We start from the raw sequence: 15412 nt of genomic DNA on the forward strand, positions 1-15412 counted from the left end.
ATCTACTACATTTTAGTTTTGTAGAGAGACGTGTCGGGAAGTTAGGATGGATCTTATTACTACTGAGTTAATAATTGTTATTAACTAGATAATACTCCTGCAATACTTGTCAATTCCATAATTTTCTCAAACTGGAAATTATGAGCCAAATTCTGAATAAAATTGCTCAAAGTAGCATTTTCTGAAGGAATTTGTTCAATCAATTCTAAAATTAAGTCATCACTACATTGGGCTGCGGCAGTATACACCTGTTTCACCCATTCAGGCGACATTTCAGACAATAGAGGAACTAAATCTGTAAGCTTCAAAATTGATTCTGTTATTTGTTGGTTTGCATTTTTTATCTGATAGTTATCTTCTTGATAAATATATTGAACTTCTAAATATTCACTCAATTTCTCTAATAATTCTTCTTCACGGAAAGGCTTGTTAATATAATCATCACAACCAGCTTTGATTGTTGCCTCTCGTTGTTCTTCAAAGGCATTAGCGGTTAAGGCAATAATAATCGTCTTGCGATTTGGGACTGAAGTTTCTTCTCTAGCTTTAATAATTTTGGTGGCTTCGTAGCCGTCCATAATTGGCATCCGCATATCCATAAAAATTAGGTGTGGTTGCCATTGTTGCCAAAGTGCGATCGCTTCCGTGCCATTTGCCGCTTCTTGGACTGCAAAACCGATAGATGTCAGAATTTTTACTAGCACTAAACGGCTGTCTGTGGAGTCATCAACCACCAAGATGCGGTATTCGTTTTGAGCGGGTGCTAAACTCAGAACTTGTCGTCTAATTTGTTGGATCTGGATTTCGCTGGCTGTGGCTAGATCAATTTGAATATCAAAGGCAAATGTACTTCCCTCACCAATAATGCTGGTAACGCTAATGTTTCCTCCCATTAGTTCCACATATTTGCGGCTAATTGCTAAACCTAGTCCAGTTCCCTGTTGCGATTTTCTTCCAGTTTCAGTTTGCCCAAATGCTTCAAACAGCAAGTTAATTTCCTGTGGCGCAATACCGCGACCAGTATCTGTAACCTCGAAGAAGAGATGAGGAGGATGAGGTAAAATTTTATCCCCCATATCCTCCATCGCTACGCGTAACATTATTCTTCCAGTATCGGTAAATTTGATTGCATTTCCCAAGAGGTTAAGCAATACTTGACGCAGTTTACTTTCATCAGCTTGGATATACTGTGGAAGGTAAGATGTATATTCAAAATTTAATTCTAAGCCTTTGGAAGTGGCGCGGAAACGCAACATCTCTTCCAGGTTTTCTAAGAGGCGAATTAAGTCAAAACTGTTGAGATTTAATGTTATTCTGCCAGCTTCGATTTTAGACATTTCCAGAATGTCGTTGATTAAGTTGAGAAGATGTTCGCCAGCACGATTGATAATTGCTAGATTTTGCTGATGTTCAGTAGATAAAGCATGATCGTGGCTCATGATTTGGGTAAAACCGAGGATGGCGTTAAGTGGGGTACGCAGTTCGTGGCTCATGTTGGCGAGGAATTCGCTTTTGGCGCGGTTGGCAGCATCAGCTGTGATCACAGCTTCTTGCAATGCTTGTGACTGCCTTTGAGTCTGCGCCAGTAATTGTGCCTGCTGTAAAGCCACACCCAACTGATTGCCAATTTGAACTACGATGTTGATTTCTCCTGGTTTCCATTGGCGGGAATCGGAATTTTGATAACTCGCTAGTAGTCCCCAAATCTGACTACCATATAAAATGGGGACAATGATGTAAGCTTTTGCCTGAAAGCGTTCTAAAAGGCTGATGTAAGAGGGATGAAACTCAGCATTGTAAATATCTGGGACGCAGCGAAAAGTTGCGCCTTGTGTGTAAATGCCATCTTGAATTGCTTGCATATCAGCATCTTCCGCTTGATTATCCGCACTATCCAAAATTTTTGTTAGGCAACGTCCCTCTTGTAAGACACCTTCTGTGAGATGAGGATCGTTGTTATGTTCTTCTATCAGAGAAATCCAACCATTATCTACAGACTCAGAGACAAATTCGCCACTCCATTGGGGATTGAAACGATAGACAACAACCCGATCGCAATTAAGTACTTGCCGTAATTCTTGGGTTGTAGCCGCAAATATAGTCTCTAAATCCAATGTTTGGCGCATCCTTTGAATCACTTGGGCGATCGCTCTTTCCCGTTCTGCACTCTCACGCAGCGCTTCTTCTGCCAATTTTCTCTCGGTAATATCTGTAATCGTACCGATATAACCTTTAATTTCTCCATCATCTCGAAATTCTGGCAAAGCCTGACAAATTACCCAGACAACTGTACCATCATCACGTAAAAAGCGATGTTCGTACTTATACATAATTTTAGCAACTCTTGCTTGATTCCATGTCAACAATAGCTGCTCGCGATCGTCTGGATGTACGGCTTTTGTCCAACCGGTTCCCAGAGACTCTTCTAAATTGCATCCACTAATCTCACTCCAGCGTTGATTAAAATATAAGACATTACCATCCACATCAGTGTGAAATATACAAGCTGGTGAGGTTTCTGCTAGCAGTTGATATCGCTGCCGACCTGTTTGTAAAGCTAATTCTGCCAGTTTAGCATCGTTGATGTCTGTCCAATAACCGACACATTCTATAGGTTTACCAGCTTCGTCACGAATTAACCTCATCTTTTCGTAAAACCAGTGATAAGTTCCGTCAGCGTGTAACCAACGATATTCATAGGAAGTGTATTCTTGCTCAACCAACTGGGAAAATTTTTCTGAAATCAGTTCAATATCCTCTGGGTGGACATGATGCAGCCAGAAATTAGAATTTTCGACAAATTCCTGCGCTTCGTAACCAACCATTGCTTTAACGTTCTTACTAATAAAGGTAGTGCTAAAATTGCCTAATGTTTTTTTGCTGCTATAAATTACCACAGGACTAGAAGTAAGCAGATATTGAAGGCGCTCGTTAGCTAAACGTAGTTCTTGTTCGACATGTTTGCGTTCGCGTAGCGCGGCTTGCCGTTCGCGTAGTGCTGCTTGCAGTTCGCTAATTTCTACTAAAACCGCGCCCACACCAGAAAGGCGATCATCCTCACCAGGAATCGGAAAATAAGAAACTAAGAAGTGGCGGATAATATCTGGTTGTTTAATTGATGCGGCGCTTAATTCTTGATTGAGGATGGGTTTACCTGTCAACAGAACCTGTTGATAAAATGGTTCTACGACACTGGCCGTTTTGGGTAAGGCTTCATGGATGGTCTTACCAATATGAGCTTCCTGGGATATTCCATTAATTTCCGCTAGCACTTGGTTGATTTGGACAAATCGCAGTTGGTTATCTACAATATTCATACCGACGGGAGCCCCCGTAAAAAAGGCATTGAGACGAGCTTCTCTGAGTGCTAATTCTTGTTCTAGGGTTTTGCGCTCAATCAACCCACCTAACTGAGCAGCAACAGCATTTACTAGCAAGAGCAAACGTCTATCTACCAATACTGAACTACGTTTAAAAAACACTAAAACAGCTAATACTTCGTTTCCAGCCAGTATGGGAACACCAAAACCAGCTTTTAATCCTACCTTGGCTGCTTGTTGCGATCGCAAAAAAATTGGCTCTGTAACTTCTGAAACATCTTCTATCCATTCTGGTTCCTGATTCTGCCAAACTCTTCCTGGTAGTCCCACTCCCAGAGGAAATTTCACAATTTGACTGTGGCGGCAAAATTCTTCTAAATTGCTTTGTTCACCATACCAGCCCAGGCTGTGTTCTAAAACAGCTCTATCTTCATTAGGTATCCATGCTTCACCAAAATCCCAGCCAATAGTATGACAAATTAAGCGCAAGACCAGTGCTAAAGAGCTATTGACATCATTGGCGCGAGTGATGGCTTGGGTTGTCAACAGTAACAAACGGCTTTCATTTTCTGCCTGCTTGCGTTCAGTAATATCTTTCGCTGTGCCTAGTACGTACCATTTCCCATCAATCTCGATCATTTCTGCACTCAACAAGGTTGTCCTGATTTCCCCTGTGGACGTGCAGACATCAACCTCATAGTTACGAATAGCTTTAGTTTTTTGCAGCATCTGGGTGAGAAAATTATATTCTTCTGGATTCACCCAAATATTCAATTCTTGATCGGTGCGATCGATAACCTGAGAATGAGAATAACCAAAAAACCGACAAAAACTGTCGTTAACTTCGACGAAGCGTTTGTCAGGAACAGTAATTAAGGCAATGGGATCGGGAGATGACCGAAAAGCTGATGCTAACTTTTCTTCAGAAGCCCTCCGTGCGGCTTCGGCGCGTTGACGTTCTTTTGCTTCTAGCACCAAGGATACTAAATTGCCCAGAGAGCGAGCGAAATTTTGGTCTTCTAGCGTCCAATGATGAGCAACTCCCACTGCCTCCAAACATAAAACCCCTACGGTTTTTCCTTCCTGCCTAATGGGTGTATCGAGTATAGAGGTAATATTTAATCTTGAGTAAGATGGAGAAAATTCTCTAATTCTGGGATCGGTATGGGCATCATCTGCGGCGATTGGTTGATCTTGTTGCAAAGCTGCAAAATAAGCTGGATAGTCTGCCTCTGATAAAGAAAATCCTTCGCTATGTTGATTGCGACTGCCCTCAAACAAGTCAAAACACTCGATTTTCAAGCCTGTTTCGTCATACAACCAAACACTGGCTCGTTCCATTCCCATATTTTTGACAGCTGTTTCTGTAATTTTACCCAAAGCTGCTTTCAAGTCGCCCTGATAAAGGATCTGATTTTGTGCCAGTTGTGTTAGCACTAGGTTATGATTGCGGAGCTTAATCGCGCTTTCTTCCAGTAATCTTTCTATACCTCGGCGCTGTGTAATATTACTAGCAGTGCCTGTCATACCTCTGACTAAACCCTCTTCGTTGCGTAATGCGATCGCATTAAACATTAAATAGAGTAAAGTACCATCTTTCGCTACACAGGTAGTTTCATGCTGAAATATCGGCTTTCCCCGGAAAACACGCTCAAAGGCTACTTTATCTTTAGCAACTTGCTGAGGCGAGATAAAATCAGTCAAGGTACGCCCGATCATCTCCTGGGGTTCATAGCCATAAATCTGCTTGACTGCCGGATTAACAAAAGTAATTAGTCCATCAATATCTACCGACCAGATCATATCCTGGGATGTCTCCACTAGGTGGCGATATTGACTTTCACTTTTCTTGAGAGCAGCTTCGACTAGGAGGCGTTCGTTTTGGTAAACTTCTCTACAAAAGGCTTTGCTAAGGCTAACAGGAATTTCTGTGAAAATTTCTTCTATCTGTTGGTTCCGAAGATTTAACTCAACAGCAACCCGTTGACGTTCTTTAATCTCCTCTTGCAGTTGGGAATTTTGTTCTTTTAACTGTTTTTTCAGCCTTTGGAGAGTTAGTTGATTTTGTATGCGTAATAAAACTTCTTTAGCTTGGAATGGTTGAGTAATATAGTCAACATCGCCTAAATCACAAATATTTACTTCTTCCGATAATTCATCTAAAACACCAAAAAAAATTATCGGAATCTCTTGAGTTTTCTGATGAGATTTTAAATTTTGATAAACCTCATAACCATTCATTTTTGAAATGAGAAAGTTTAGTAAAATCAAATCAGGAGGAAAAGCCAGCGCCCTATTGATTGCCAATTCTCCAGAAAGGGCACTTTGTACCTGATAACCTTGGTTGTGAAGGATGTCTGATAAAAAATGTAAATTTTCTAGCTTATCATCAACTAATAAAATTTTGATTTTTTTAGCATCCATATCAGTTACTAAACTAATTTTCAATCAGGAATAAATTGTTGAATCAAACTGAACATGAAATCAGAAAGCAAAACCTTATTAAAAGATTGTAAATAGAATGATCGTTGCTTACCACCATACTTCACCTTAGAATATAGGTGTGTCAAAGTTAAGGCAAAACTCTCTGTAACTGTGGATCAAACTCTGTAAGAACAACAATTACACTGTAATACAGAAAGTAACTTTTATACAAAAACCATTTGGAAGCGATTATACTATGGCTTAACCTCAATTCTGCATCAGGATTCTAAAATACATGAATGAGCGCATTGTAGGTGATAGCCAACAAAATCGCACGACTAAACTCTCCTATTGTTAAGGCGAGGGTACGCTACAACGTGGCTAGAGTATTTTTTTACTCACAAACTTGAAATCTGCTGTAAGTAAAAAGTAATTTTATCAGGTTCTACTATACTTGTAAGTCTTACGTAAAACTACATACAATAGGGACAAATACCCTACGGCTGATGCTCGAACCTATCTATGAGACACTACGCGTAGCTTGCTTTCCCACAGATTTATACTAAGGCCAAACCCGTCCACCGGAATGGATATCACTGCTTTGCGTCTAAACGAATTGCCCTAAGAGGATGTTTGAAAAGTCTTCTTGTCGGTATCAAAAGTTCTAGATTCTCCTAAATCCCTTTTAAGAAGGGGGATTTTGATTCCGGTTCCCCCTTTTTTTTAGGGGGTTAGGGGGGATCTCAAAGTACCTAAAGTTACAGCAAAACACTTTTCAAACAACCTCTATGGAAAAAATCAAGCTTTGGGTTATTTTTTGCGTAAGTCCTGTTGAGCTAACCGATGCTTAATAGATTCAAGCAATCGTTCTGGATGCTTGGAAAAATAAAAGATTTTTAAGAAGGTAAAATTTATATTCCTAGCTAACCAAATCTGCCATTGTTTCATCAAAGATAGTGTTTTAATATAATCATTAAATAATTTTTCAATTCGCGCTAAACTGCTTCCTGTTGCAGAATCATCAAATGTTTTAGTTCCTGGATAATATCTAAAATTACCCCAAGTTTCATTGAAATACTTAACATGAGATGAACAAACAGCTTTCAAAAGAAAATCTATATCCATTGAATAGTAATCTTCTACTTTATAGAGTCCAATTTTTTGATGTAATGATTTATGATAAAAGTAAGCAGATGGATTTACTGGAAAAGAAGCATCGATAATTCCATCATCATTAAGTCGTCTTCCTAACAGTAAATCTATTGTTCGTAATTGGCTAGGTTTATTGATAAACATTAGCCGCTCTTTCTGATTAATGATGTTACAGTTACCAACAATCAAGCTAGGTTCTGGTAAAGTTTGGAAAACCTCACAGATGCGGTTAAGAAGATTTATCTCATAAAAATCATCAACATTTAAAACACCAATCATCTCTCCTCGTGCCATAGCAATTCCTTTGTTCATAGCGTCAGATTGTCCTTTGTCCTTTTCACTAATCCAACGTATGTGGGGATATTGATTGGCTTTATCTTTAATAATGTCTACTGTCTTGTCACCTGAACCTCCATCAACAATGATATGCTCCACTTCTAAACAATTTTGGTCAATGACAACTTGAAGGCAAGATTCTATAAATTTCTCACCGTTATAAACTGGTGTAATTATACTAATCATTAGCAAGGGTCTTTTATGCGTATTGCAAACAAAAATAATTCAAATAATTGAATTGATCTCCGATCATATAGTTCCCAATTGGCACAAGTTTATAACGTAATCAAAATCAGTGTAAATACGTAAATTGCGTTCGCGTATGTAAGTGATAAATGGAAATTTGTCTAAGGGTATTTCTGATCAATGACAAGATACAACTATTTGATGAAGTGTAGCGATCAATAGAATTCTTGAGATTTAATTGAGGCATTGAGAAGGCCATAGAAACGGAGGTTGTTTTTTGCCAATCCTCCGTTTCTGATATTTCTATTGTCACTCAAAAATGAATAGGCAAAGCGCTGCAAAAAGTTTAGGTAACATTTTGTAGCCTACTGGCAACTTCTGATGTTTGTCCAATGGTATTAAATCGAGAGAGGGTGCTATTCCTCTTGTACATCAACCCAGATACTACCTTCTTCCACACGAAGAGGAAACACCGGCAACGCCTTTGGTTGTGAAACCAATGAGAGTACCTTGCCTACACCAGGTGGCCAAGAACACCAATCTTGTACTTCACCAGTCCGCAGGTCAAAAGCACTGTGATGGAAAGAACAAACAATTGCTCCATCTTTTATTTTGCCACTTTTCAGAGGTAATTTTAAGTGAGGGCAGGTGTTATCTACAGCATAAAGCTGATTTTCGTGATTCAAAAGCAGAATTTTACGGTTGCCAACTTTCACCACTTCTCGCGTACCTGGGGAAAGTGCTTCGACTGCAAGAACTTTAGTCCAGCTCATTAGGTTCTCCTCTCCTAATATATCTGCTTTCAGTTTCTCGCAATTGTGACCAGTGCGATCGCCTTTCAGTAGTAGGAAGGAGTCAGTATATTGCAAACTTCTCCCGAAAAAGCCATGTCTACAATGAGCTTTGCTAACCTTGGCGAGACAGAACCGCTATAAAATCTTACAGTAAAGTTCATTTACACACTGAATAAACTGGTTTCTGGGTAAACTAAAAAAAGCACTTTCTATCCTTGCATCATAAAGCTTGTAGCTCATAACAGACAATATTGAGGGATATAAAAAATGATTAAGACAAGTTACGAATTTGACCAGTCTATTCTTCCCGCCGGATCTTCATTAAAGACTAATATTCTGCTACGTTTTCGTCCTGATATAGCTGAATCTCCCCGACGGAACCTTAACCTTTCTCTTGTAATTGACCGTTCCGGCTCTATGGCAGGCGCTGCCTTACATCATGCACTCAAAGCTGCTGAGTCTGTGGTTGATCAACTTGAGCCAGATGACATTCTCTCAGTAGTTGTTTACGACGATGAAGTAGACAGCGTTGTGCCACCCCAAGCTGTAACTAACAAAGCCACACTGAAAGATTCTATCCGCAAAGTGAGAGCAGGCGGTATTACCAACTTATCGGGGGGATGGCTCAAAGGCTGTGAACACGTCAAAACGCGACTCGATCCGCAAAAAATCAACCGTGTTCTATTGCTTACCGATGGTCATGCCAATATGGGCATTCAAGACCCCAAGGTACTAACGGCGACATCAGGGCAAAAAGCTGAGGAAGGTATCACTACAACAACATTAGGTTTTGCTCAGGGTTTTAATGAAGACCTGCTGATTGGTATGGCAAGGGCCGCCAGGGGAAACTTCTATTTCATTCAAAGCATTGATGAAGCAACTGAAGTGTTTAGTATTGAGCTAGACAGTCTCAGAGCAGTAGTAGGACAAAACCTCACAGTGAAACTTGAGTTGGCTGAAGGTGTCAGTCTTGTTGATACCTTAAGTCTTGCAAAAGTTAGCCAGAATGATTCTGGTCAGGCTGTTATCAGCTTGGGAGAGCTTTACGAGGGTGAAGACAAACTTCTCGGTTTAAGTTTGGTGATATCAAGCGCTCAAGTTGGTGAGTTACCTGTGATGAAACTGCATTACAGCGCCGATGTTGTCCAAAATGACCTCATTCAAAACGTTTCAGGCACAGCAGATATCATCGCTAAAGTTGGCACTGTTGAGGAAGCAGCTTTTGCCTCTACAAGCCATATCACTCTTGAACTGAGCCGCCTCACCATCGCTAAGGCAAAAGAGACTGCCCTCGATTTAGCTGAACATGGCAGACACCAGGAAGCGGAAGAAACCCTGCGTACCCTGGTGAAAGATTTGCGGGATAAAGGGTTAAACGAGAATTTTGAAATTGCTGAAGAGATCGATCAACTTGAGTATTTCGCAAGTCGAATCGCCCAAAAAGCTCTAGGTAATGCCGGACGTAAAGAATTGCGAGATCAGTCTTACCAGACAATGAACCGTAATCGCAACGATCTGGTGGGGCGCGGTGTTACTGCTGGTGATGAAGTCTACGCAATGCCGGTTGTCAATGAAGTTGGCTCAGGTGTTGAATTGTATTGCGTTCGTGAAGGGGGTAAACTACGGGTCAAAGTCATATCTGAAGGCTACGATTCAGCCAAGAATGTCCAGTTTCCCCGGAGTATTCGGGCTGAGAGGGCAAGGTACGTTGTTGAAGGGCTGGAACTTTCAAGCGAAGGTACTTTCTACCGTGTACGTGGCAATATCACTCGTTTTGCTCAACCGGGTGAAGCAGATATCTTCGTTGCCCCTAGACAATCGAATATAGCTTATACAGGCAAAGCCTCTAAAGGCCCTGCCAGCGCTGCCGATCTTCCCACAACTGATGTTGTAAAAGACGGCATTCTTGTTCAGTGTGTCAAAGATGGCAGCAAGCTACGCGCTAGAGTGGTTTCCGACGGCTATGAAGCAGATTGGAATATGCGTTTTCCGCGATCGGTTCGTGAGGAAGGGATGCTTTATGTTGTTGATGAAGTCAAAACAGCACCTGATGGAAAGTCTTATATTGCGTGTGGTGAAATTAAGCGATTTGTCCAACCCACCACTACCAATTAACTCATAAAATCTCTGCGTTCTCTATGCCTCTGCGGTTAATTGAAGAAGGCAGGAGGCAGGAGGCAGAAGGTTTTACCTCAGTTGGGGATTCAAACCCCTCCTGAAGAAGAGCCACCCTTCGGGTTCGCCAGTCCCTCTTTGTTGAAACAACAAGACCGGGCTGGCTCACCAAATTTTCAATTTGCAATTCTTGTCTTAAACCCAAGATCCTATGGTCGCGGCAGGAAGCACCAGCGCTGTTTTCCTCCTGCCTCCTGCCCTCTGCCTCCTGCCTTCCTTGATAAATTGCTTTTAAACCGCAGAGTATTTAGAGCTAACTACGCCTCGATCGCAGGGTGATAATCATCTGGGTTATTAAAGCCCGCAATCCAAGCGGCTGCTTGATGGCAATTCCGCATATAAGGGGGAACCCGCAAGATATGAATATGTCCTGTGGATGGACAGGTGACTTTTAAGACCATAAGCGGCTCGTCATCCTCAAAAGGGATGTAGACTAGTTGACGTTCTCCACCAGCATCACGATCGCGATCGCGGATCAATCCTCCCACTTGCTGCAAAAATGTCTCGTATCCCAGACGCTCAATCAGCACGCGGCGCAATTCAACATTCTCTATATTGAGGATATCTTGTCCTGTTAGAGACTGGGATTCAAAGGCAATTTTATCTGTCACCTGCACGCCTCGCCAGCGCCAGACAAAACCATGTCCCGCAGATACACTAGTAATCCCACTTCCGGCCAACTCGATCCAATAAGTAACGTGGAGTCCTGTTGGAAGGGTTGTGAGGTTTACACAGTCGCTGATATCAAGACTATCACAGGTGAGATTTTCAGGTAGATTGTAAAGATCCAACGCACCCCTTAAATCCAGATGGCCTAAAACGCGCATCCCATCCCAGGCACGATGCTCAAGGATAAGTTTTCGAGCATATTCAGCCGATACAGGCTCGTGGCTTTGGTTTGGGCGCTGCAAAACTTGTTTATTCGGCACACGTCCATTGGACATGATCTTGAGCATTAGTCTACTACCTCCACATAGGCATCAGGGCGATATTCGCGTTGTCTCCAAACGCGGTAAAGCCCTTGTGGTAATTCAATCGCCCGATGTTCTTCATGAACTAAAGTGGCACTTGGTTCTTTAACCTCTAGAAAAAGGTCACTACCATGTACCCACAACTGAACAGCATCAGATTGTTGAATGCGATGGCTATGTCCTGTAATTTCACCATGAGCGAGAGTAGCACCTACACGCTTCTGAGCGCCGACAGGTAAACTAGCAATGTGTCTAATTAAAACGTCGCCATGTCTATAGAGAATACTAGCTTGGGAGTTATTGCTGTTGTTAAACATCTATTTTATTTTTTATTACTAAATCCTATAGTCAGATTAGATCCTGTTGTAGCGTTTTCGGCTCTATCTGTTTAGTTTGAACTTCTATCTGTGCATTTGATTCATCTCCATTTTGAGAAACTTTTTCTGTGCCGCATTGTACCGGGGTTACTCCTGTACCTTGAGTCAGCCCGTGCTTAGTTGTGGTGTCGTAGGTATTGTTATCAGTATTAGCTTTAGTATAAGTATCATTAAAAATCGTGTCAGCTGCTGAGGTTGGTTTGCCAAGAAGCTTTTTGTGTAAATCTTTAAAAGCCTTCTCGTCAATACTAATGTGCCCATTTTCGTGCTGATCCAGAGCGCTATAAAACCTTGCCCATTCTGTTTTAACGGGTTCGCATTGTTTGTCAAGTTCAGTCCAGACGGGCATTGCCTTAGTTTCTGTGACTAGAACGTCTGCTTCATAGATAATTTCAGCAGACCGATCGTCAGCTTGGTAAGTTTTGACACTTTTCTCTGGGGCACAAGTAACACTGCCCGCTTCGCCCTTTCCTTGTGATGTTAAGTTTGTAATTGCTTCGGTGATGTTTTTCCCAGAAGCGGTAATTGTAGTATTCTTGTGGTCAATTTTGGTTGTACCTGTTTTGGGCGGCATACCATTAGATGCCTGGTCAAGAGGGACTGGTGCTGTGGATGTATCGCTTTGTTTTTGCACCTTGCCTGTTTGCTGTACTACATGGGTTAACTCATGGGCTGTCAACTCGTTATTACCAGGTGATTTTCCTGCACCAAAGTAAACATCACTACCATGAGTAAATGCCTGCGCTCCCAACGACTGACTCATCTGCACAGCATTAGAGTCAGTATGTACTCGCACATTGTTAAAGTTACTACTAAAGCGTGGTTCCATAAACTCTCGCACTTCGGCAGATAACGGGCTTCCCCCACCCTTACTACTATTTAACTGACTCTCAATGTTATTCTCACTCTGGACGCTGCCATCAGTCGCCCGTTGTAGTGACAACTTAGTTTGTACTTCCTCTTCTTGCTCACAAGCTGCACATTTTCGTTGCATGATATCTTCTGAACCCATCTCACCTAAATTTATCTTTGGCTCAGGCTTAGTCATCCACATGATTTGGTTGGCAACCGAGTCGGCTTCCTGCTCATACTGGTCTCCTGCCTGGCTAACTGTAAGTTGCCGCTGTGGACGACGCAAAGATATGCGACTAATGTCGTGAACAAGAGGCTTTTCTTTGATAGCTTCTGGTTCTAATGATTGCTCATCAGCAGACTGGACTTCTTGAAGGTCGCCTGCTACCTCAGTGACTGTTTCGAGTGGAGTATTATAGGTTGGTAAACCAAAACCGCGTGTCGCATTTGCCAATGTGGGAATAGTTAATGAGACAAGCGATGGATTTGTAAAATTTGACGTACCTGCGTTGTGTTGCCGAAAAGTGCGATCGCTCATCTCTCACTTCCTACATTAATTTAGCAAACCCCTTATCTCTGGTATTTAGGCATCTTTTATCAAATTTTATAATTATATCTACATAACATTGATATAGACTAAAGTCTAATTTTTAAATCCAACATTTAGCCACCCAAGTTGCTTTATAGCGATATCCAACAATTACCCTTGTCCCTATTTATTAACCCGACGCTTCAGAACAAAAGGCCCCTAGCACATTTTTAAAGTACTCAAAACAATTTTAGTCAGACCTCTGCCCGACATAGTACGCTCACGCTCTCGTAAAAATTGCAGTAACTGTCCATCGCTACTGTTGTGACTGTGCTAAATCGAAAGCACTTCCAAATTAGATTGCTCCATTTTCTTTATTTTTCTCCCCATTTTACTTAACCGAGCAGTGTTGGTATATTCACGGCTTTTTGAGTCACTATAAATTATGATTTCATGAGAGAAAATGCTTACGAATAACCAGCATTATACAGATGACATATTATCATAGTTTTTGAAAAGATAGGTAGCTTTTACGCAAATTTAGCCAACTTATTTATAAAAATATATGAGTAATTAATTATTAAAAATTTGATGAAACTGACACAAAAATAGAGACAATTGTATAGCGATAGACATAAGATCATACTAGCGAGTAAAAGTTTATACAAATTTCATAAGATATTTTATATGCCTACTTTGTATCATAAATGGCTATTAATGCCATATACATAGTAGGCATATAATTCCTGTCGTGAATACACTTATGGGTTGATATAAACATTTCTCTAAAATACAATTTAATTCTTGAAATCTCAGGCAGCATCAAAAGTGAAAAGCAAATTTCTCCATTTATCAGCTTCAGTTGTACTAGCTACCGGAATCAGTGGTGCATTCGTGGCTGCACCAGCACAAGCAGTTGTATGCAGTACCAGCAACATCTCTCTTGGAGGAGTAAATGCCACAGCTTGTGCAGGCGCGTTTTCTGGTAATGATACAGGTGCAGGTAATCCTTTAGAAACTCTCTTGGATGGTGGACTATTTGCCAGTTCTGTGGGTAATGCTGATTGGACACTACTTGCTAAATCTGATCAAGCAAACTCTCTGTTTACAGCAGCTAACGGTACTAATATTGGCAATTGGAGTCTTTCTCAGCCATTAACTAGTAACACTTTTGTAGTAAGTCTGAAGAGCAGCACTAATTACAGTGCCTATCTATTCAAAGATTATGATTGGTCTCATGGTTTGGCAGGAGTTTTCAATACCATTGGTGTTGATTTAAATGGTAGTGGAAATGCAGGGAAAGCTCTATCTCATGCTTCATTATTCGTTTCTAATATCAGTAATAATCCAGCTCCTCAAGCAGTTCCAGAACCAGCTACTTTACTTGGTTTAGGTCTAGCTGCTAGTGGCATGGTAATTTCTCGTCGTCGGAAATCACTAAAATAAGCAGTCAGTAATTTTAATTGGCGCAGAGTATAAGAAACCCGGTTTTTTGAAAAACCGGGTTTCTTAATTTTTTGTTGCGTATAACAATGTCATATACAAAAAAGTAACAAATTATCGAACTTAAGTAGGAGAATAGTTTCCAACCTTAATTCTCGGATGTACAGCCATCTATCTCGGCTCAATGCCAATTATAGTTGCAGATAATCGTCTTGAAAAGTTCAGGAAAGGCGGAAATGACGCGATATACTTTTCGCTGCGGTGTTCTTGTTGCTGGGAGCAATTGCAAAAGGTTCAGCCAATGCTGCCCCCCACTTGGGCGCGACATTAACTTTTTGGCAGGCGATCGCGGAAAATTTCGACCAAATCGCTTACTGACATTGGAGCTAACCGGGAAGGGATGGTCAAACAAGGACTATATAAACCCTCTTGTATAAAGATATCCTCTTGTATAGGGGGTTCAGCCTTGTTCTGTATGTTTCTAACATCATGGTACTTAAATTTTTATTACGCTTTTGTATGGGCATATCCATTATTTTACTAAGGAAACTGCACTAGCAACCCTAAAAGATACAGGGTACGAAGTATTGGATTATTTCTATACATGTCCTTGCTTGGAACTTCAGAATCGTGGTGGATGGAAAAGCAGTTTACTAAACGTACCAAGAAAATTGTTGTTCTCCATTAATCAGGATTTAGCTGTAAGGATTCTTGGAAGATTCTCGCTATTGGTTTTAGCAAAGTAATCGAATCGCCTCGCAGCTTGTCGGAGAACCCACATAACCCGACATTAATCTAGGCGAAATACGATTAAATATCTAATATATGAAGCTTGAGTATTACAAATAGTACT

8 protein-coding genes are annotated in these 15412 nt (G+C 41.0%); 2 read left to right on the forward strand and 6 right to left on the reverse strand.

Annotated elements, in window-relative coordinates:
- Window positions 1–80: 80 nt before the first annotated feature.
- The 3 genes from G1O98_RS07385 to G1O98_RS07395 all read right to left on the reverse strand — a co-directional run bounded on the left by G1O98_RS07385 (window position 81) and on the right by G1O98_RS07395 (window position 8191).
- Window positions 81–5744, reverse strand: coding sequence for a PAS domain S-box protein (locus G1O98_RS07385; protein WP_163928060.1), 5664 nt, complete (start codon window positions 5742–5744; stop codon window positions 81–83).
- 810 nt (window positions 5745–6554) lie between these two features.
- Window positions 6555–7418: a glycosyltransferase family 2 protein gene (locus G1O98_RS07390; protein ID WP_163928062.1), complete on the reverse strand. Its 864-nt coding sequence runs from the start codon at window positions 7416–7418 to the stop codon at window positions 6555–6557.
- Window positions 7419–7834: 416 nt separating this feature from the next.
- Window positions 7835–8191, reverse strand: a complete 357-nt coding sequence (locus G1O98_RS07395) for a Rieske (2Fe-2S) protein (protein ID WP_163928064.1) — start codon at window positions 8189–8191, stop codon at window positions 7835–7837.
- Between the two features lie 288 nt (window positions 8192–8479).
- On the opposite strand from G1O98_RS07395, the gene G1O98_RS07400 reads away from it, so the two are divergent.
- Window positions 8480–10327, forward strand: a complete 1848-nt coding sequence (locus G1O98_RS07400) for a VWA domain-containing protein (RefSeq protein WP_163928066.1) — start codon at window positions 8480–8482, stop codon at window positions 10325–10327.
- A gap of 317 nt (window positions 10328–10644) precedes the next feature.
- Here the strand turns inward: G1O98_RS07400 and G1O98_RS07405 are convergent, their stop codons facing one another.
- The 3 genes from G1O98_RS07405 to G1O98_RS07415 are packed head-to-tail and all read right to left on the reverse strand — an operon-like array spanning window position 10645 to window position 13125.
- Entirely contained in the window at window positions 10645–11343 is a 699-nt protein-coding gene (locus G1O98_RS07405; RefSeq protein ID WP_163928067.1) for a DUF6745 domain-containing protein, read from the reverse strand.
- A complete protein-coding gene (locus G1O98_RS07410; protein ID WP_163928069.1) occupies window positions 11343–11675 on the reverse strand; it encodes a hypothetical protein in 333 nt (110 codons plus the stop codon). Before G1O98_RS07410 ends, G1O98_RS07405 begins: the two co-directional genes overlap by 1 nt.
- Window positions 11676–11706: 31 nt before the next feature.
- Window positions 11707–13125 carry a DUF4157 domain-containing protein gene (locus tag G1O98_RS07415; RefSeq protein WP_163928071.1) on the reverse strand — a complete coding sequence of 473 codons (1419 nt, stop codon included), beginning with the start codon at window positions 13123–13125 and terminating at the stop codon, window positions 11707–11709.
- Between the two features lie 819 nt (window positions 13126–13944).
- On the opposite strand from G1O98_RS07415, the gene G1O98_RS07420 reads away from it, so the two are divergent.
- Entirely contained in the window at window positions 13945–14562 is a 618-nt protein-coding gene (locus tag G1O98_RS07420) for a PEP-CTERM sorting domain-containing protein (protein WP_163928073.1), read from the forward strand.
- The last annotated feature ends 850 nt before the right edge of the window (window positions 14563–15412 follow it).

The organism is Nostoc sp. UIC 10630 (genome assembly GCF_010747425.1).
GTDB lineage: Bacteria > Cyanobacteriota > Cyanobacteriia > Cyanobacteriales > Nostocaceae > Nostoc.

What these genes read in the sequence shown, in the direction of transcription:
- G1O98_RS07385 (WP_163928060.1), bottom strand. Translation starts at nt 5,744, where the DNA reads ATGGATGCTAAAAAAATCAAAATTTTATTAGTTGATGATAAGCTAGAA.
- G1O98_RS07410 (WP_163928069.1), bottom strand. Translation starts at nt 11,675, where the DNA reads ATGTTTAACAACAGCAATAACTCCCAAGCTAGTATTCTCTATAGACAT.
- G1O98_RS07415 (WP_163928071.1), bottom strand. Translation starts at nt 13,125, where the DNA reads ATGAGCGATCGCACTTTTCGGCAACACAACGCAGGTACGTCAAATTTT.
- G1O98_RS07395 (WP_163928064.1), bottom strand. Translation starts at nt 8,191, where the DNA reads ATGAGCTGGACTAAAGTTCTTGCAGTCGAAGCACTTTCCCCAGGTACG.
- G1O98_RS07405 (WP_163928067.1), bottom strand. Translation starts at nt 11,343, where the DNA reads ATGCTCAAGATCATGTCCAATGGACGTGTGCCGAATAAACAAGTTTTG.
- G1O98_RS07400 (WP_163928066.1), top strand. Translation starts at nt 8,480, where the DNA reads ATGATTAAGACAAGTTACGAATTTGACCAGTCTATTCTTCCCGCCGGA.
- G1O98_RS07390 (WP_163928062.1), bottom strand. Translation starts at nt 7,418, where the DNA reads ATGATTAGTATAATTACACCAGTTTATAACGGTGAGAAATTTATAGAA.